We start from the raw sequence: 18478 nt of genomic DNA on the forward strand, positions 1-18478 counted from the left end.
GGCGATGGTACTGCACCCGACAGGGCGTGGGAGAGTAGCACGTCGCCGCTATTAACATACTGGACCCCCGGTCGAGCACAGCTCCCGGGGGTCCTTCGCATACCCACACAACCAACAAACACGAAAAGACAAACACGAAACCCCGGACGGATGGCATCCACCCGGGGGTTTCGCATACTAAACGAACATCCTTATCGGTTCATGGATCATCGGCCCGTGAACCACGACTCCAGCGCTTCCGCGTCGTCACGGTGCAGGAACCGGAACCGGATGTCGGAGATGCCGTTCATCACGAACAACGACATTTGCAATCCCTCGACGCCCCGGGATTCGCGCCACAATGCGGTGGTGCGCGTCACCGACTGCACACGGGCCCGCCGCGTCAGCATGGCGAACAGCCCCCATCCCCGCGCGCCCGTCACGATGATGCGATGCCGCAACGGTCGTTCATCCGGTCCGTCGCACGACCGACCGGGCGACGAAACAACCGAATCGGGAATGTCCGGCACGATCAGATACCCCTCGTTGCGTGATTTCAGCCAGCGCGCCGATATCCAGCATACCCCGGCCGCCAACGGCACGAACAACAGCCACCACGGCCAGATATGCGTCACGGCTCCGCCGATTCCCGTCAGCGACGTCGTCGTGATGGTCGCGAAACATGGGACCGTCAGATAATAACGCAGCAGATCCCGCCCGGTGCACCGCAATCGCGGTCGGCTCGTGGCGCCGCCCGCCCACGAGCCGATATCATGCCTCGGTTCCTTCGGCACTCGTGTCGCACGCGCCATGCCCAGTTCGTCGGGCGCATCCCATTCCGGCAGCATCAGACGCAACACCGGCACGACACGGCGGGTTCCGATGACTGGCAATACGATCGTGGCCGACGCGACGTCATGGTCCTGCGACGTCGCGCTCAATCCCAGACGCACCGAACACAGGCGGAACGGACGGCGCAACACCGATTGTTGGACGACGATCGTCTGGATGCGGCCCACCGGAATCGCCGTCGTGCGACGGGTGAACAGCCCGCGTACCACCACCAGGTCGTCGCCGCGCCGCCACACCTCGAAACCATGGAACCGCAACAGCGACGTCACGACGCTGACGGCGACGATCGCCAGCAGACACGCCGACGCCAACAGCACCACGGCGAGGACGCCGCGCGACGCGTAATCGCCGATCGAACGTTCCGCGCCGTGCACCATGTCGCGCGGCAGCATGTCCTGCAGGTTCTGCACGAACCCGAACGCGACGAACGCCGCCGCGACGAAACCGAGATCGGTGACGGCGAACAGCAGGATGTCGTGCGTCGACGCGCGGAACACCGGCGCATGCCCGTCACGTGCGGCGTCGATACGCGGCATCGCCGTTTCCGGCGTCGCCGTCGCGGTGGGCGCCGCAACGGGTGAATCGGACAATGCCGGCGGTCCGGGGCAGACGCCCGGGCCGGAATCCGGACCATCACACGATTCCCCGTCCTCACGCGCGCCGGCGCGCAGACGCTCCAATTCCAGCTGCAGCGCCGCCGGCACCGCATCCAACGTGATGTCCGCATCGGCGCCCACCGATGAGACGGTCAGGCGGACGATGCCGAACGGCCGCAGATACACCGGCTGCGCGCTGTTGACCGCGTGGATCGCGCCATAGGAGATGGTCCGTCGTTGATGAAGGAACAGACCCGAACGGTATTCCAACGCGTCGGCGGTCAGCCGGTAGCGTGTGGTCAGCCATGCGCACAGCGGCCGGACGACCACGACCATCACGATCGCGGCCGCACACGCCCACAGCCACCAGTCGCCGCGTCGCAACGACGCGCGCACGATCACGATGAACGACAGCAGCAGGGAGACCGTGCCCTTCACGTTCGACACGATTCGGACGATCAGGGCCGCCGGATGCAACCGACGCCAGCGGGAGGCGCCCGACCCGTCGGGACCATCGGGAGCGGACGATTCGCGGGCGTCGGATTCCGGCCGGACCCGTGCCGCCGATACCCCGTCCATCACAGGTCGTCCTTCGCCGCGGCAACGCGTCCGGTGATCAACGCCACCATGCGTTCCGCCTCGGCCGTGTCCAACGCGGCGATCTCATGCTCGTCGGCGGCGGTATGCACGACCACCGTGGTCAGCCCGAACCGGCGCTGCACAGGATTCTGCTTCGTGTCCACATGCTGCACGCGGTTGTACGGCGTGGTGGTGGTCCTGCGGAACAGCCAGCCCTTGCGCGTCGCCAGCTCGCGTTCGCCGATGCGGAAGCGGGTGAACGCGTACAGGTATTTCGTCTGCAACGGCTGGGTCGCAAGATCGCCGACCGCATAGACCGTGACCAGCAGCGCGACGAGTTTCGTCCAGAACCCCCACCATCCATTGGTCATGCAGATCGCGACGAACACGCCGCAGGCCGCCAGCCAGATCGCGCAGCCGATCGCCTCGTTGATGAGCCACACCGTGCGCACGCGTCGCGGCAGCGGGCGCCACACCGTTTCGTCGGAACCATCGTCGTTCATACGTCCACTGTAACCGTTCATCGATCGTGCCCGTGGAACCGGTGGACATACGTCGACCGGCTCCGGGGAAAACTGGACGGGACCCGTCCCGTGCGGTTGAGTGGAAGGCAACAGGATGAAGGAAAGGTGATGGGCGATGGGCAATGCGAACATGAATCCGTATCCGCAGACGCCGTATCCATACAGGACCGCGAATGGTGACCGTGATGGTCGTGACGGCATCCCGGCGCAACCGCCTGCAGGCGTGCACGCCTCTGGACCGTATGTCGCCGTGGCCGGCGAGCCGCCGCTGTGGGCACCGTGGTATGGCATCGGTTTCGGCCGGGCGATTACTCGGCTCCTGCGTAAGACGTTCATCTTCCACGGTCGCGCCTCGCGCGGCGAATACTGGTGGGCGTGGCTGTTCTGCCTGCTTGTGCAAACAGGAGTGTATTTGGTCGTCACAGTCATCTCGTGGCTGACCGGACACCCATCCGATTTGATGTCAGGTACATTGTCCGAGGGGAATACGTGGCCGGACATGGCCCTGCTCATCACACAGCTCGTGCTGTGGCTGCCGAACCTGTCGTTGTCGGTGCGCCGTCTGCACGACGAGAATCTGCGTGGCTGGTGGATGCTGTTGCCCGTGGGGTTGCAGATTGTCGCGGTCGGGGCGGTCTTCGTCGCCATATTCATCGGAGGTGCGGCGAGCGGTTTCGACTCCGACGGGCCCGGTCTGGCGGTGACCGTCATCGTGGCGATGCTGCTGCTCATCGGGTTCTGGCTGCTGGCGGCTCTTGCGTCCGTCGTGCTGATGGTGATGCCGGGCAATCCGAAAGGCATGCGGTTCGACAGACCTCCCACGGGCGGTCCCGTGGGTGAGCGGAACGACATGGGTAACGGGGATATTCACGATATGGGCATGAAGGAGCATCGCGCATGAGCACGGTCGGGAAGAACGATGACGTCGACGCCACGGCGACGACAGGGTTGATCGGGGCGATGCGGCGTGTGAGGGCATGGTGGCGCGAGCCGCATTTCGTCGAGAAGGACGCGATCATCGGCATCGTGTTCCTGATCGCGCAACTCGTCATGACGCCGCCCGCCTCGCCCGCGCAGATGACGCTCGCGATCTGCTGGATCGCGCTGTCCGCCCTCCTGCCGCTTCGGCCCCGCACGGTGTGCGTGATCGGGCCGGCGCTGATCCTCGCCGCCGGAATCCTGCGCGGCGACTGGTGGTGGGCCGACGGCAGCACCGCATTGCTGACCATCTTCCTCGCGGTCGGCTGTGTCATGACCGGGCGTGAGGCGGCCGTCATCCTCGGCGTGTACACGGTCATCGACGCCGCCGGTTTCGCCTGGTCGGACATGCCATCGGTCGGCGGCAGCGTCGTCGAAGGGTTCGTCGACGCGATCAACGACGTGAACGCGCAGGACGCCGCGTCCTCGGGGATCGTCCCCGCAACCGGCCTGCCGCACTACCGGCTCATCGTGTTCGCCGCGACGCTGGTGCTCGATCTGATGATCCTCGGGTTCCTCGTCGCGATCGGCGCGGCGTTCCGGCGCTCCGCCGAAGCGGACGCGCGGGCGACGCGTGCCGAACGCATGCTCGGCCGCGTCACGCGCGAACAGGAGCTTGCGCACATGATCCACGATTCCGTGGCCAACGACATGTCCACCATCGCGATGCTCGCCTGGCGCGCGAAGGCCGACGACGACGACACGGCCATGCTCGACGCGATCTACGAACGTTCTCACCATGCGCTCGACCGGGTGCATCAGGTCATCGACGTGCTCAACGGCAAACGCGGACTGGATTCGCTGGATTCGAAGGAAACGACGGAGACCGCGGGGAACGCGGGGAACGCCGCCGGGGACGGAGCGGACTCGCCGGCCGCGGCGGCGTTCGACACGCAGCTGGAGAAATACCTCGAGGACCAGGACCGGACGATGGCGATGCTGGGATTGCGTGGCGTCAGCAGGTTCAACGGCGTGCCGGACGTGCGCGTGCCGAAACCCGTGCAGCGGACGGCGATGGAACTCGTCGAGGAGATCTACGCCAACATCGTGCGCCATTGCGCGATGCCGGACGACGCGACGGGAACGGCGGCCGCGGACGCCCCGCGTCACGACGCCACGGAGGAACCCGCGTACAGCCTGTTCGTCGACATCGCGCCGGAGCGCATCCGAATCAGCGAGGTCAACGCGCTCGCCGACGAATCCGAAACGCTGATGCATGGCCGACGCCATGGCGGCGGACTCGCCATGCACCGCGCCGCCGTCGAGCGTCTCGGCGGCACGATGCGGTTCAGCCGTCAGGACGGTACGTGGATGATCGGCGCCGAACTGCCGCTCGACGCGTGACGTCCGGGCCGTCACGCACTCAGATACAGGGCGATCGCATGCGCGAGGGAGTTGGCGTGCAGCTTCTCCACGGCGCGGTGGGCGTGCGTGCGCACGGTGGACGCGGCCACGCCCCACTGCGCGGCGATCTGGTCGTAGGTGAGTCCGCGCGACAGCAGACGCAGCGTCTCCGCCTCCTTCATGCCCAGACGGTCGACCGGCCGGACGGCGTCCATGGCATCGGCGTCGGTTCCGGAACGGTCGCCCGCCTCGGCGTGCGGAACGTTCCCGGTTTCCGTCATCCGACGATGGGCCGCGGCCGCGGTGAGGAACCTCGTCCCCGACTCCCCGGCCGGGACCACGCCTCCGGCGGCCACCGTGCGCAGCGCCCGTGCCAGGCGTGGGATATCCGCCTTCGACACGATGCCCTGCGCGCCGGCCTCGGCGAGACGCGCGGCATAGGTGCCCGTGGAGAACGCGGTGACGCCGAGCAGCGCGACGCGGTCCGTGCGCATGCGGATCTTGCGGCATACGCCCACGCCTGTCGCCTCGTCCAGCGACATGTCCACCAGCAGCACGCGCGGCCGGGTCTCCGGGTCGAGCGTGCGACGCACCGCCTCGTCGGCGGTGCCGACGCCCCACAGCCAACGTGATTCGGGCATCAGTTGCGGCAGGATACCCTGCAACGCAAGCAGCGCCATACGGTCGTTGTCCACCGCGGCGACCAGCACGGGCGTCGCGGCCGTTTCCCGTTCGTCTCTCATGGGTCTCACTGTAACGCCGCCATGTCGTGAACGGACGGCGCCCCGCCTGTATCGGGCCCCATGGTGGACATCTGTGGACATGGTCACGAATCATTCAGGAACGGCGGATAGGTTGGGCGTCATGAGCATGAACGAAGAACATCCGCAAGGGGACGCCGTGCGGCCCACGCCGGCCGGTCAGCCCACGTCGGCCGGCTATCCCACGCAGGTCGGCCAGTCCACGCCGGCCGGCCGGCCTGCGCCGTCGCCTGTGAACCCTGTGCCGCCGGCCACGCAGGGCGTCGTCCCGGAAACCCGGTATGTTCAGCCGCAATATCCCCAGCCGCAATACCCACAACCGCCGTATCCGCAGCAGCGGCCGTTCGCGCCGGCGCAGCAGCCGGTCCAGGCGCAACCGTACCCCGCACAGCCGCAACCGTACCCCGCGCAGCCGCAACCCCAGTCGCAGCCATACATTCAAGGGCGGCAGTACCCCTATTCCGTGCCGTCGGCGAGCCCCGCTCCGCAAGCCATGCCGGCGGCTCCGGCCCCGCGGCCCATGCCTGCGCCGTACGCATACCACCCCCAGCCGATGTGGCCCGCCTACTATGCGCAGCCGATGCCGGTGTACGCGCCCGTCGACCCCCGTGTGTGGTGGCGGTCGTGGCGGCGCAAGGTCGTCAACCGCGCCATGGGACTGACGCTCGCCTACCAGGCCGTGATGGTCGGCGTGAGCCTCGTCGCCGGCGTCCTCCTCGGCATCGTGCTCGTCGCCACGCACGCCGGCGGCTCGATGGGGGCCTCCGCCGACGACATCTCCAACCGCTGGGCCGGCGTGCTGAGCCTCGTCTCCGTCATCTCGGCGTTCGGATTCATGCTGCTCATGCGGCACCGCGACATCCTCACCCGCGAGTTCTGGCTGGGCGGACGGCACGTGAACACCTACGGCGAGCCGAACCAGCTGGGCACGGTAAGCCAATACGGCGGCAGACGCATGACCCCGTTGTGGTGTCTGGTGTTCATCGTGCTCGCCATGGGCGTGCAGGGTGTGATCATCCTCGTGCAGATGGCGTTCTCCATGGCCGGGGTATCGCTCGTGTCGCCGTCCTCGGACAGCATCAACGAATCGGCGATCACGGTGAGCATGTGGCTGTACATCGGCCTGGTGGGGCCGATCTGCGAGGAGGTCGTGTTCCGCGGCGTCCTGATGAAGGAGCTCAAGCCGCTGGGACGCAACTTTGCGATCTTCACGTCGGCGCTCGCCTTCGGGCTGTTCCACGACGACGTGGTGCAGGGTGTGTTCGCGTTCCTGCTCGGCCTGGTCCTCGGGTTCATCGCGATGGAGTATTCGCTGTTCTGGTCGATAGCGTTGCACATCTTCAACAACGCGATCCTGTCCGGCGTGGTCGACGGGCTCGCCGGCCGTTTCCTCGGGGATACCGGGTACATGGTGTACACGGTCGCCCTGTCCCTGATCGGCGTGGTCGGCTCGATCATCGTGTTCGCGTGCTACGGGCGGGGCCTGTCCCAATACCGGCGCGTCAACCGCAGCGGCCCGGACACGTACTTCGGCTGGACGTCATGGGCGTTCATCGTGTTCGTCGTCGTCAACGCGCTGTTCGCCATCATCTCGTTCGTGGGCGCGATGCTGGTCTGACGCCCCCGGTCCGATTGCCGGGAACGTGGCCGCGCCCTCCCGGCGCCGCGGTCGCGGAACGGTTTATGCTGGTGGTATCCGTGCGGCCGTACGGCCGGGCCGGCACCGTTCGCGAACCGAGGAGAATCGAGAAAGCCATGAGCCAGGGCAGCCAGCAGTCCGAACCGTTCTACGACGTCAACCGCACCTATGAGGACAATTACGAGGAGGGGCCGTTCGGCGCGTTCGCCGAGGCGTTGCGACGCGACGCCGACGTCGCCCCCGGCGACGGGGCGGCCGGCGACGCCGCGCGGACCCCGGCCGACTCGTTCCTCGGGGTGCCGGTGAACCTCGCCTTCGGCATCCCCGCCGGCCCGCTGCTCAACAGCCGTTTCACCACGGCCGCGTTCCGCATGGGCTTCGACCTGGCCACCTACAAGACGGTGCGTTCGCGCGCATGGGGCTGCAACCCGTTCCCGAACGTGCTCGCCGTGCATCCGAAGTCGGCGGACGGCTCGCTCACGCCCGGCAGTCCGGAACTCGACGAGGGCGTGCTCGCCGACACGAACTACGAGCGCCCGATCTCCATTTCCAACAGCTTCGGCGTGCCCTCGCAGGACCCGGACCTGTGGCAGCCGGACATGTTCCGCGCCATCGAGGCGGCCGGCCCCGGCCAGCTGCTCGTCCCCGGCTTCCAGGGCTCGCGCGTGGAGGGCATGAGCGAGGAGGAGTACATCGCCGACCACGCGACCACCGCGCGCCTCGTCAAGGAGACCGGCGCGAAAGTCATGGTGATGAACACGAGCTGCCCGAACGAGGGCCACAACGTGCTGCTGTGCCACAACCCGCTGCTCGTCGGCCGCATCGCCGAGGCCGTGAAGAAGGAGATCGGAGACACGCCGCTCATGGTCAAGCTCGCCTACATCCCCGACGACGCGGCGCTCGAGCTCATGGTGAAGTCCACCGTGGGACGCGGCACCGTGCAGGGCTTCAGCACGATCAACACGATCTCCGCGAAACTGGTCGACGCGAACGGCGACCAGGCGCTGCCCGGCAAGGGACGCGAGCGTTCCGGCGTATGCGGCAACGCGATCCGCGGCGCGGGCCTCGACATGGTCTCGCGCCTCGCCGCGATCCGCGACCGCCTCGGCCTCGAGTTCGCGATCAACGGCGTCGGCGGCGTCGTGACGCCGGCCGATTACGCGGCGTACAAGCGCGCCGGCGCGGACAGCGTGATGTCCGCCACCGGCGCGATGTGGGACGCCGAACTCGCCCACAGGATCAAGGCGACGATCGGGGAGTAGATACGAGGAATGGCCGTGCATGATGCACGGCCATTCCGTTATCGCCGGTCCGTCGCCGTTCGCGTCCGCCCCGCGGCGGACCGGGGCGTTGCCCCTCAGGCTTCGGCGGCGGCCTTCATGGCGACGGCGCCGACATAATAGACGGGCTTGTCGAAGTTCGGCTGGAACAGGAAGTCCACGTTCGCGAGCTGGTCGATGGTGAACTTCGCCTGGATCGCCATCGAGATCACGTTCGCGGCGCCGGAGATGTCGGCCTTCGAGCAGAACTGGCCGCCCTTGACCTCGCGCGTCTCGGGATCCCACGTGAGGATCGACGTGACCGGCGTGGTGGTGAGCATGAAGTCGGGGCGGTAGTCCTCGGTCAGCTCGGTCTCGCGCACGGTCAGGCCGCGGCGTTCCGCACCGGCCGCGGTCAGGCCGGACGCGGCGAGCGACAGGTCGTACAGCTGCACGGCGCTCGTCGCCTGCGTGCCGAGGTACTTGACGGTCGGTTCCGCGATGTTGCGGCCGACGAGCAGGCCCTGGCGCACCGCGTTCGTGGCGAGCGGGATGTAGTCGTGCCTGCCGGTCGGGTTGTAGAAGACGGTCGCCGAGTCGCCGCACGCGTACACGTCCGGCGCGGAGGCGCGCATGTAGTCGTCGACGACGATCGCGCCGTTCGGCAGCATGTCGACCTGTCCCTTGAGCAGGTCCGTGTTCGGCAGGAACCCGACCGCGAGGATCGCCATCTCGGCCGTGTACTCGCCCTTCTCGGTGACGACGGTGACGGTGTCGTCGTCGTTGTCGCGGAACGCGGTCACCTTCTGGCCGAGCGCGAGCGTGACGCCGTGCTCCTCGAACGCGGCCGCGACCTGGTCGGTGATCTGCTTGTCGAAGTTGTTGGCGAGCGGGCGGTCGAGGCCGTCGACGAGCGTGGTCTTCACGCCTGTGAGCGAGAACTGCTCGGCGATCTCCGCGCCGATGTAGCCGGAGCCGATCACGACCGCCGACTTCGCCTCCTTCGCCTTCTCCTTGATGGCGATGGCGTGGTCCCAGTTCTTGCACAGCAGCACGTGCGGGCTGTCGATGCCGGGGATCGGCGGCACGACCGGGCGCGAGCCGGTGGTGACGACGAGCTTGTCGAAGGACAGCGTCTCGACCGGGGCTTCGGAGCCGTCCGCCGGGGCGTCGACCGGGCGGTAGGTGAGCGTCTTGGCGGCGACGTCGATGGACGTCACGTCGGTGCGCATGTGCATGGTCGCGCCCGCCTGGGCCAGCGCCTCGGGGGAGGAATAGAACATCTTCTTCGGGTCGGACACGTGGTCGCCGACCCACAGCGCGATGCCGCACGAGAGGAACGACAGCGTGCCGTTGCGTTCGAACACGTGGACGGTCCAGTCGGGGTGCTCGGCGAGGATCGACGTGGCGGCGAAGGTGCCGGCGTGCGTGCAGCCGACGATGGCGACGGTGGTCATGGATATGCTCCTTTGCTTATGGCCTTGGGGCGGCGTTCCGGGGTCTTCCGTTGCCCCCGGCGCGAACGTCCGCCTTCCGGCGTCCACTGTAGCAAAGCGGTTTTCGCCGGCATCGCGTGGCGCGCAAGCGGTCCGTGAAGTGTGACGCGGGTCACATCGCTGCGGGACGGGGTGCCCCCGTCCGCGGCGGCATGACCCCCGTCGTGCGGCCGACGCGTTTCGCCCGGGGCTATTTCACGGTGTTCGCACATGCCTTATGGCACACTGTTTGATAGTGTTTCGCGGTTCCGTTGATTCGAAAGAGGTTGTCGTGGGCGAAAACGAAAACGATGTGCTGCATGTCGAGGGCGGCAAGCCGCTGAACGGCACGATCAAGGTGCGTGGCGCGAAGAACTTCGTGAGCAAGGCGATGGTCGCCGCGTTGCTCGCGCCGGGCAAGAGCGTGTTGAAGAACGTTCCGGAGATCCGCGACGTGCATGTCGTGTCCGACCTGCTGCGTCTGCATGGCGTGGACGTGGACGTGGACGGCGAGCATGGCGTGGTCACGATCGACGCGACGCACGTGCAGCTCGCGGACGTGGCGGACGTGGACACGCTGTCGGGTTCGTCGCGCATCCCGATCCTGTTCTCGGGGCCCTTGGTGCATCGTCTGGGCGAGGCGTTCATCCCGGCGTTGGGCGGGTGCAACATCGGCGGCCGTCCGATCGACTTCCATCTGGAGACCCTCAGGAAGCTGGGCGCGAACGTCGACAAGGAGCATAAGGACGGGATCCACATCACCGCGCCGAACGGACTGCACGGCGCGAAGATCCACCTGCCGTACCCGTCGGTGGGCGCGACCGAGCAGACGCTGCTCGCGGCCGTGCTGGCCGAGGGCAGGACCGAATTGTCGGGCGCGGCGATCGAGCCGGAGATCATGGATCTGGTGGCCGTGCTGCAGAAGATGGGCGCGATCATCAGCGTGGACGTGGACCGCACGTTCCGCATCGAGGGCGTCAAGGAGCTCAAGGGCTACACGCACACGTCGCTCACCGACCGCATCGAGGCGGCGAGCTGGGCGTCGGCGGCGCTGGCCACCCGTGGAGACATCTTCGTCAAGGGGGCGACCCAGCCGGAGATGATGACGTTCCTCAACGTGTTCCGCAAGGTCGGCGGCGAGTTCGACGTGACCGACAAGGGCATCCGCTTCTGGCATCCGGGCGGCGATCTGAAGCCGGTCGCGATCGAGACGGACGTGCACCCCGGCTTCATGACCGACTGGCAGCAGCCGCTGGTCGTGGCCTTGACGCAGGCGAACGGCCTGTCGATCGTGCACGAGACCGTGTACGAGAACCGGTTCGGGTTCACCAAGCCCTTGGTGCAGATGGGCGCGACGATTCAGCTGTACCGCGAGTGCCTGGGTTCCCTGCCGTGCCGTTTCCAGCAGCGCAACTACAAGCATTCCGCGGTGATCTTCGGACCGACCCCGCTCACCGGTCGCGACATCGACGTGCCGGATCTGCGCGGCGGCTTCAGCCACCTGATCGCGGCGCTCGCCGCGAAGGGCCCGTCCAATGTGCAGGGCATCAGCCTGATCGACCGCGGCTACGCCGACTTCCGCGGCAAGCTCCACCAGCTCGGCGCCGACATCGACTGACGGCCGGAGGCGAACAGCGGGTCCAGGCTTATGCCGGGGCCCGCTGTTGCGTCCCCTTTAGGGGGGCTGGCCGGCCATGAGGCCGGACCGAGGGGGCCTGTAGCTGGAGCATCCGCTCAACTCGGCGCACGGGCCGCGGTAGGGGGCGAACGTACAATAAGGCGCATGGCATCCAAAGGAAAACCGTCGCCGCGCTCCGCGGTCAAGCCGCTGAGCGACGCACGCGTCGCCGAACTCGCGAAGAGGCACCATCTCGTCGACCCGATGCGCGACCTGCCCACCGGGCCGGGCCGCCGCATCAACCAGCCGGAAATCGACGCGCAGAATCCGAAGGGCACCCGCCGCCTGCTCAAAGGCGTCGACGTCGTCTTCCACGCGAGCTGCCGGACCTACGCGTGGGGACTCGACAACATCCCCGAAAGCGGCCCGTTCATCACCGCCGCCTCGCACGTGACCATGTTCGACGTGTTCGTGCCGATGGCCAGCCTGTTTCACATGGGCCGCCGCCCGCGCTACATGGCCAAGGCCGAGATGGCGAAATGGCCGCTCATCGGCAAATGGTTCCGGATCGTCGGCATGCAGCCCGTCCAGCGCCACTCCGGCAAGGCCAAGCAGATCGAGGAGACGTCCATCGGCATCCTCACCTCCGGCCGGCCGCTCACCGTCTGGCCCGAAGGCACCGTCACCCGCGACCCGCAGAAATGGGTGATGAGCATCAAGGAGGGCGCCGCCTACATCGCGCTCGAAGCCTCCCGCCGGCTCGGCAGGCAGGTGCCGCTGTTCTGCGCCGCCACCTGGGGCGCCGCCTCCATCAACCACTGGTGGCCATGGCCGAGGAAGAACGTCGTCATGTGCTACGACCACCAGCTCGACTACTCCGACCTGCTCGAAGGCATGGAGCATTGGGGCGACGAGCCGCCGGCCGAGGCCGTGGAGACGCTCAAATGGCGCATGTTCGTCCGTCTCAACGAGCTCCTCGAGGAGATCCGCGGCGAGGAATTCCCCAAGGAAGGCTACTGGGACTACCGCACGATGGGGCGCAAGCCGATCACGGCGACCGAGGACTGACGGCGCATACGCCGCAACGTCCCTTTCCCGACCCGCCCACGCGGCCGTCCCCGTCCCTACGGGCCGGCCGCGTGGGCGAGAGGGCGAGTAGCATGGCGTGAAGGCGAAGAATCGCAGCACAGACAAGACAGTCAGGCAAGACAGTAAGGAACCAAACGCAATGAAGATCACCGTTCTTGGCGCGGGCGCATGGGGCACCGCATTCGGACAGGTGCTGGCCGACGCGGGCAACGACGTGACGATGTGGGCGATGGAGCCCGAAATCGTCGAAGGCATCCGCGACAACCACCGCAACCACGTGAGGCTGCCGTTCATCGAGCACCTGCCGGACAACATGACCGCCACCGGCGACCGCGCCGAATCGGTCAGGGACGCCGAGATCGTCGTCGTCGCCATCGCCGCGCAGTTCGCACGCGTCGCGCTCGCCGAATTCAAGGGCCTCATCCCCGACGACGCCATCGTCGTGAGCCTCATGAAGGGCATCGAACGCAACACCAACAAGCGCATGGACGAGGTCGTGCGCGAATCCCTCGACCTGCCCGCCGAGCGCTTCGCCGCCGTCTCCGGCCCGAACCTGAGCAAGGAGATCGCGCTGCGCCAGCCCGCCGCCACCGTCGTCGGCTGCGAGGACCTCGACAACGCGACCAAGGTCGCCAAGGCCTGCACCACCGACTACTTCAAGGCGTTCGTCACCACCGACGTCATCGGACTGGAGATGTGCGGCTCGCTCAAGAACGTCGTCGCACTCGCCGTCGGCATGGCGCGCGGCGCCGGCTACGGCGAGAACACCGCCGCCATGATCGAGACGCGCGGCCTCGCCGAACTCACCGCGCTCGGCAAGGCCGCCGGCGCCGACCCGAAGACCTTCGCCGGACTCGCCGGCGTGGGCGACCTCATCGCCACGTGCGGCTCCCCGCTGAGCCGCAACTACACGTTCGGCGCGAACCTCGGCAAGGGCCTGAGCAAGGAGGAGGCGACGAAGGTGAGCAACGGCGTCGCCGAAGGCGTGCCCACCACCGACGCCGTCGTCGCGCTCGGCGACGAGCTCGGCGTGCCCACGCCGCTCGCCTACGCGATGAGCCGTGTGCTCGACGAGGGCATCTCCTGCGCCGAGATGCTCTCCCTGCTGTTCGGCCGCGAGATCACCGCCGAGTGACCGGCGCGTTCGAAGACGGCGAGTAGGATACGGTACCCGGAACAATTCGGGCCCGGCGGTGTGCCGGGTCGATTCGCTAAGGAACGGACGAGAACGACTATGACCAAGAAGCGCATCGTGGTGTTGTACGGCGGCAGGGCCGACGAGCATTCGATCTCCTGCATCTCCACCGCCGGCGTGCTCAACGCGCTCGACACGGACCGCTTCGAGGCGGTGCCCGTGGGCATCACCAAGGACGGCAAGTGGATCGTCGACGGCGAGGACCCGCGCGGCTGGAACCTCGACGGCGGCACGCTGCCCACCGTCGAGAAGACGGCGGGCGCCCGCGACGTCGTGCTCGACGTGGCGGAAGGCCGGGACGGCTTCTTCGCGCGCAACGCCGACGGCACGCTCGAGCCGTTCGGCCATGTCGACGCCGTGTTCCCCGTGCTGCATGGCCCGTACGGCGAGGACGGCACCGTGCAGGGCCTGCTCGAGATGATGAACGTGCCGTACGTCGGCTGCGGCGTGTTCGCGTCCGCCGCGTGCATGGACAAGCACTACACGAAGGTCGTGCTCAACGCGGCCGGCATCCCCACCGCCCCCGGCGTGATGGTCGACGCCCGCGCCGTGACCGGCGAGGAGGCGCTCGCGCGCGTCGCCGAGGCCGGGCTCACATACCCGCTGTTCGTCAAGCCCTCGCGTGCCGGCTCCAGCTTCGGCGTGACCAAGGTCGAGGAATCCGACTCGCCCGAGGCGCAGGCCTCCGAGCTCGGCGCCGCCATCGCCGAGGCCGGCAGGCACGACTGGAAGGTGCTCATCGAACAGGGCATCGACGGCCGCGAGATCGAATGCGCGGTGCTCGCCGCCGCCCCCGGCGACGAACCGGAGGCCAGCTGGCCGGGCGAGATCGTGCTCGACCACCAGGACGACGACCAGTTCTACGATTTCGACTCCAAGTACATGGACTCCACCGCCAGCCACGTCGAGGTGCCCGCCGACCTGCCGGTCAGCGTGCTCGAGGACGTGCGCGACGTGGCCCGCCGCGCGTTCGCCGCGGTCGACGGCGCCGGCCTGAGCCGCGTGGACACCTTCGTCCGGCCGGACGGCACCGTGATGGTCAACGAGATCAACACCATGCCCGGTTTCACGCCGATCTCCATGTATCCCAAGGCTTGGGAGGCCACCGGCGTGAGCTACACGGCGCTCATCACCCGCCTCATCGAAGGCGTGCTGCGCTAGTTGCGCGATTTCCCCACCTGCTTTGTGGCGGGTGACCGCAGGGGACGGCGATTCCCCATCATGGACCATAGGACTTGGCCAAGCGGCCCGGAACGTGTCCAGGATGGAGAATCGCCGTCCCCTGTTCCGTAGAGTGACGCAAGTCGCGAAACGTGGCGCGTGGGCGTGGGCGCCGGCGCCGGTGCGCCGTCGACGGAATGTACGTAGGCGTCGCAGTTCATCTGTAGTTTCCCGGAATTCATCGCGGCGTCGCGCAAGGTCGCACGGCGTTCACCGCGGCGCCGGTGTCGCGACAGATAACGCCCCTAACTTACTCAATTGGAATTATGGGCCGCGTGAATGCAGCGCGAATACAGCCCCGACTCCCTAGAGGCAAGTTGAGTAAAGGAAAGAAGCATATGAAGAACCTGCGTAAGTTCGCGGCGGGCGCCATCGCCACCGTGCTCGCGTTCTCGATGGCCGCCTGCGGCTCGTCGAGCGCCTCCTCCAGCAATGGATCCGGCTCCGCCGGCAAGGCCGTCACCGTCGACCAGAAGTCCGCCAAGGCCACCTCCCTCGCCGATTTCGGCACCATGGACGACCTCGTCAAGGCCGCCGAGAAGGAGGGCGCGCTGAACGTCATCGCCCTGCCGCACGACTGGTCCAACTACGGCGAGGTCATCTCCGCCTTCAAGAAGAAGTACCCGAAGATCAAGATCACCGAGCTCAACCCGAACGCCTCCTCCAAGGAGGAGCTCGACGCCGCCAAGACCAACAAGGGCACCGACGCCGCGCCGGACGTCTTCGACGTCGGCCAGCAGATCGCCGCCACCTCCACCGACTCCTTCGCCCCGTACAAGGTGCAGGCGTGGGACAAGATCCCGGACGAGTCCAAGGACGCGAACGGCGCCTACTACGCCGACTACACCGGCATCATGTCCATCGGCTGGAACAAGGACAAGTACGGTGAGATCAAGTCCCTCAACGACCTGCTCGACCCGAAGTTCGCCGGCACCGTCGCCCTCAACGGCAAGCCCGCCGAGGCCGGCGCCGCCTTCAACGGCTACCTGATGGTCAACCAGCTGGCCGGCGGCGACATCAAGAACCTGCAGCCCGGCCTCGACTTCTTCAAGAAGCTCAAGGACGCCGGCAACCTCACCACCGTCGACGTGACCAACGGCACCATCGATTCCGGCCAGACCGGCGTCGTCATGGACTGGACCTACAACCAGGCCTCCTACAAGAAGGAACTCAAGAGCAAGGGCGTCAACTGGGAGTACAAGACCTTCCCGAAGGCGCAGGTCGTCAGCTACTACAACCAGGCCATCAACAAGGACGCGCCGCACCCGGCCGCCGCCCGCCTGTGGGAGGAGTACCTGTACACCGCCGAAGCCCAGAACCTGTGGTTCAAGGGCGGCGCCAACCCGGTGCTGCTCGACTCGATGAAGCAGGACGGTACCGTCGACCAGGCGACCCTCAAGGACGCCATCACCATCGAGGGCAAGCCGGTCAGCTACACCAACGACGACGCCACCCGCATCACCGACTGGCTGCAGAACAACTGGGACAAGACGATCGGCAACTGAGCCGAACGCCGCAGGGAAGACCGTCAACCCCATGACCGCGTCAATCGCACAGCACGGGCCCGTCGCCACCAAGGGCGCGGGCCCGTCCGCTACCTCCGCTTCGTCCGCCATCGCGCGGCATCGCAAGGAACTCGGCACCTTCGCGGTGACCGTCCCGTTCTTCGCGTACACGGCGTGCTTCCTGCTCGCCCCCACCGTGATCGTCGTCGTCGGCGCGTTCCAGACGCGCGACGGCGGGTTCACGCTCGCCAACTTCAGCAAGCTGTTCGAGGCGAACACCGTCTCCGCGTTCGTCACCTCGATCATCGTGTCCATCGCCTCGTCGCTGATCGGCGCCGTGGTCGGCGGCCTCGCCTCCTACGCGCTCGTCATCGGCTCGAAGCCGAACGGCCTGCTGCGCCGCATGGTGTCCGCCATCTCCTCCGTGCTCGCCCAGTTCGGCGGCGTGATGCTCGCATTCGCGTTCATCGCGACCATCGGCATCAACGGCATCGGCACGATGCTCATCAAACAGGTGACCGGACTGACCGTCAACCCGAACTGGCTGAGCTCGCTGCCGGGCCTGGTGACCGTGTACTGCTACTTCCAGATCCCGCTGATGATCATCATCTTCCTGCCCGCGGTCGATTCCATCCGGCCGCAGTGGCGCGAGGCGTGCGAGTCGCTCGGCGGCAACACGTTCCAGTACTGGACGCGCATTGCGTGCCCGATCCTCGCGCCCCGCTTCATCTCCGCGTTCCTGCTGCTGTTCGCCTCCGCGTTCTCCGCGTACGCGACGGCCGCCGCCCTGTTCTCCCAGCGTTCGATCCTCGTGCCGCTGATGATCCAGGGCGCCATGCGCAACGAGATGGACCCCAACCAGCAGGGCTTCGCCCAGGTGCTGGCATTCGCGATGATCGTCGTCGTGGCCATCGTCATGCTGTTGAGCCACGCCGTGGAAAAGAGGGCCGGACGTTGGCAGTGAACACCACCACCGAAACCACCGATACGCAGGCCGCGGCCGCCGCGCCGAACCGCCCGCCGCAGCTGCGCGCCGCCCGCGTGCGCAGGCAGGGCGTCATCAAGTTCGTGATCCTCTTCGTCACGCTCGCGTTCCTGTTCGTCCCGCTCGTCTCCATGCTCGTCTTCACGCTGCGCCACCCGCTGTCCGGGCGCTGGTCGCTCGCCCCGTGGATCGCGATCTTCACCGGCAACGGCGAATCGCTCGGCGCGGACCTGACCGTCCTGTGGCAGGGCCTGGGCGCCTCGCTCGCCCTGTGCGCCGTGACCGTCGTGCTCATGCTGCTGCTCATGGTGCCCACCATGGTCATCGTGCACATCCGCTCCAAGGCGCTCGAACGGGCCATCGAATGGGTCGCCACCCTGCCGCTGACCATCCCCGCCATCGTGCTCGTCGTCGGACTCGGCCCCATCTACCGCTGGCTGAGCTCCGCCGTGTTCGACACCAACCCGATCTGGCTGTGCTTCGCCTACGTCGTGCTCGTCATGCCGTTCGCCTTCCGCGCCATCGCCGTCGGCCTCAACTCCATCGACGTGAAGACCCTCGTCGAGGCGTCCCGATCGCTCGGCGCCTCCTGGCCCAAGGTGTTCTTCCGCGTCATCATCCCGAACCTATGGCAGTCCATCCTGTCCGCCAGCTTCATCTCCATCGCCGTGGTGCTGGGCGAATACACCGTCGCCTCGCTGCTCGGCCGCATGAACCTGCAGGTCGCGCTCTACCAGCTCGGCCAGTCCAACTCCCAGATCTCCACCGCCATGTCGCTGCTCGCATTGCTGTTCGGCGTGGTGCTGCTCGTCGCGCTCGACCTCATCTCCGAACACATCGGCAGGTCGCGCACGGGCGAAACCAAGGAAGGCAAGTAAC

At 67.2% G+C, this 18478-nt stretch carries 15 protein-coding genes; 11 read left to right on the forward strand and 4 right to left on the reverse strand.

Going from position 1 to position 18478, the window contains the following annotated elements:
* Positions 1–206: 206 nt before the first annotated feature.
* Positions 207–2006, reverse strand: a complete 1800-nt coding sequence (locus GFD21_RS09095) for a PH domain-containing protein (protein WP_318643756.1) — start codon at positions 2004–2006, stop codon at positions 207–209.
* Positions 2006–2509, reverse strand: a complete 504-nt coding sequence (locus GFD21_RS09100) for a PH domain-containing protein (RefSeq protein ID WP_163197669.1) — start codon at positions 2507–2509, stop codon at positions 2006–2008. Before GFD21_RS09100 ends, GFD21_RS09095 begins: the two co-directional genes overlap by 1 nt.
* A 136-nt stretch (positions 2510–2645) precedes the next feature.
* Between GFD21_RS09100 and GFD21_RS09105 the strand changes: the two genes are divergently transcribed.
* Together GFD21_RS09105 and GFD21_RS09110 are read left to right on the forward strand one after the other, a co-directional pair.
* Entirely contained in the window at positions 2646–3431 is a 786-nt protein-coding gene (locus GFD21_RS09105; RefSeq protein ID WP_163197670.1) for a DUF805 domain-containing protein, read from the forward strand.
* On the forward strand, positions 3428–4852 hold the full coding sequence (locus GFD21_RS09110) for a sensor histidine kinase (RefSeq protein WP_163197671.1): 1425 nt from the start codon (positions 3428–3430) through the stop codon (positions 4850–4852). The genes GFD21_RS09105 and GFD21_RS09110 overlap by 4 nt, the downstream gene beginning before the upstream one ends.
* Before the next feature lie 11 nt (positions 4853–4863).
* Here the strand turns inward: GFD21_RS09110 and GFD21_RS09115 are convergent, their stop codons facing one another.
* Positions 4864–5595, reverse strand: coding sequence for a response regulator transcription factor (locus GFD21_RS09115; RefSeq protein WP_163197672.1), 732 nt, complete (start codon positions 5593–5595; stop codon positions 4864–4866).
* 538 nt (positions 5596–6133) lie between these two features.
* On the opposite strand from GFD21_RS09115, the gene GFD21_RS09120 reads away from it, so the two are divergent.
* The gene (locus GFD21_RS09120; RefSeq protein ID WP_225431769.1) at positions 6134–7231 is read left to right on the forward strand and encodes a CPBP family intramembrane glutamic endopeptidase; all 1098 of its coding nucleotides are present in this window, start codon (positions 6134–6136) and stop codon (positions 7229–7231) included.
* A gap of 137 nt (positions 7232–7368) precedes the next feature.
* The gene (locus GFD21_RS09125; RefSeq protein WP_163197673.1) at positions 7369–8514 is read left to right on the forward strand and encodes a beta/alpha barrel domain-containing protein; all 1146 of its coding nucleotides are present in this window, start codon (positions 7369–7371) and stop codon (positions 8512–8514) included.
* A gap of 95 nt (positions 8515–8609) precedes the next feature.
* Here GFD21_RS09125 and GFD21_RS09130 read toward each other — a convergent pair whose 3' ends face one another.
* Positions 8610–9968 (reverse strand): NAD(P)/FAD-dependent oxidoreductase, encoded by a 1359-nt coding sequence (locus GFD21_RS09130; protein ID WP_163197674.1) that lies wholly within the window; start codon positions 9966–9968, stop codon positions 8610–8612.
* Between the two features lie 310 nt (positions 9969–10278).
* Between GFD21_RS09130 and murA the strand changes: the two genes are divergently transcribed.
* The 7 genes from murA to GFD21_RS09165 all read left to right on the forward strand — a co-directional run bounded on the left by murA (position 10279) and on the right by GFD21_RS09165 (position 18477).
* Complete coding sequence (gene murA, locus GFD21_RS09135) at positions 10279–11604, forward strand: UDP-N-acetylglucosamine 1-carboxyvinyltransferase (protein ID WP_163197675.1); 1326 nt, start codon at positions 10279–10281, stop codon at positions 11602–11604.
* Positions 11605–11769: 165 nt separating this feature from the next.
* Entirely contained in the window at positions 11770–12672 is a 903-nt protein-coding gene (locus GFD21_RS09140) for a lysophospholipid acyltransferase family protein (protein ID WP_163197676.1), read from the forward strand.
* 160 nt (positions 12673–12832) lie between these two features.
* On the forward strand, positions 12833–13828 hold the full coding sequence (locus GFD21_RS09145) for an NAD(P)H-dependent glycerol-3-phosphate dehydrogenase (RefSeq protein ID WP_163197677.1): 996 nt from the start codon (positions 12833–12835) through the stop codon (positions 13826–13828).
* 99 nt (positions 13829–13927) lie between these two features.
* The gene (locus GFD21_RS09150; protein ID WP_163197678.1) at positions 13928–15049 is read left to right on the forward strand and encodes a D-alanine--D-alanine ligase family protein; all 1122 of its coding nucleotides are present in this window, start codon (positions 13928–13930) and stop codon (positions 15047–15049) included.
* 398 nt (positions 15050–15447) lie between these two features.
* Positions 15448–16614, forward strand: coding sequence for an ABC transporter substrate-binding protein (locus GFD21_RS09155; protein WP_163197679.1), 1167 nt, complete (start codon positions 15448–15450; stop codon positions 16612–16614).
* A 31-nt stretch (positions 16615–16645) separates the two neighbouring features.
* Positions 16646–17578: an ABC transporter permease gene (locus GFD21_RS09160; RefSeq protein ID WP_163197680.1), complete on the forward strand. Its 933-nt coding sequence runs from the start codon at positions 16646–16648 to the stop codon at positions 17576–17578.
* Positions 17569–18477, forward strand: a complete 909-nt coding sequence (locus tag GFD21_RS09165) for an ABC transporter permease (RefSeq protein ID WP_163197681.1) — start codon at positions 17569–17571, stop codon at positions 18475–18477. Before GFD21_RS09160 ends, GFD21_RS09165 begins: the two co-directional genes overlap by 10 nt.
* Position 18478: the final 1 nt, after the last annotated feature.

The sequence above is a fragment of the Bifidobacterium platyrrhinorum genome (assembly GCF_010667645.1).
Classification (GTDB): Bacteria; Actinomycetota; Actinomycetes; order Actinomycetales; family Bifidobacteriaceae; genus Bifidobacterium; species Bifidobacterium platyrrhinorum.

Excerpts from the sequence above, each read along its gene's own strand:
- GFD21_RS09100 (WP_163197669.1), bottom strand. The coding sequence starts at position 2,509 with ATGAACGACGATGGTTCCGACGAAACGGTGTGGCGCCCGCTGCCGCGA.
- GFD21_RS09160 (WP_163197680.1), top strand. The coding sequence starts at position 16,646 with ATGACCGCGTCAATCGCACAGCACGGGCCCGTCGCCACCAAGGGCGCG.
- GFD21_RS09120 (WP_225431769.1), top strand. The coding sequence starts at position 6,134 with ATGCCTGCGCCGTACGCATACCACCCCCAGCCGATGTGGCCCGCCTAC.
- GFD21_RS09125 (WP_163197673.1), top strand. The coding sequence starts at position 7,369 with ATGAGCCAGGGCAGCCAGCAGTCCGAACCGTTCTACGACGTCAACCGC.
- GFD21_RS09150 (WP_163197678.1), top strand. The coding sequence starts at position 13,928 with ATGACCAAGAAGCGCATCGTGGTGTTGTACGGCGGCAGGGCCGACGAG.
- GFD21_RS09110 (WP_163197671.1), top strand. The coding sequence starts at position 3,428 with ATGAGCACGGTCGGGAAGAACGATGACGTCGACGCCACGGCGACGACA.
- GFD21_RS09105 (WP_163197670.1), top strand. The coding sequence starts at position 2,646 with ATGGGCAATGCGAACATGAATCCGTATCCGCAGACGCCGTATCCATAC.
- GFD21_RS09145 (WP_163197677.1), top strand. The coding sequence starts at position 12,833 with ATGAAGATCACCGTTCTTGGCGCGGGCGCATGGGGCACCGCATTCGGA.
- GFD21_RS09155 (WP_163197679.1), top strand. The coding sequence starts at position 15,448 with ATGAAGAACCTGCGTAAGTTCGCGGCGGGCGCCATCGCCACCGTGCTC.
- GFD21_RS09095 (WP_318643756.1), bottom strand. The coding sequence starts at position 2,006 with ATGGACGGGGTATCGGCGGCACGGGTCCGGCCGGAATCCGACGCCCGC.
- GFD21_RS09130 (WP_163197674.1), bottom strand. The coding sequence starts at position 9,968 with ATGACCACCGTCGCCATCGTCGGCTGCACGCACGCCGGCACCTTCGCC.
- GFD21_RS09140 (WP_163197676.1), top strand. The coding sequence starts at position 11,770 with ATGGCATCCAAAGGAAAACCGTCGCCGCGCTCCGCGGTCAAGCCGCTG.
- GFD21_RS09115 (WP_163197672.1), bottom strand. The coding sequence starts at position 5,595 with ATGAGAGACGAACGGGAAACGGCCGCGACGCCCGTGCTGGTCGCCGCG.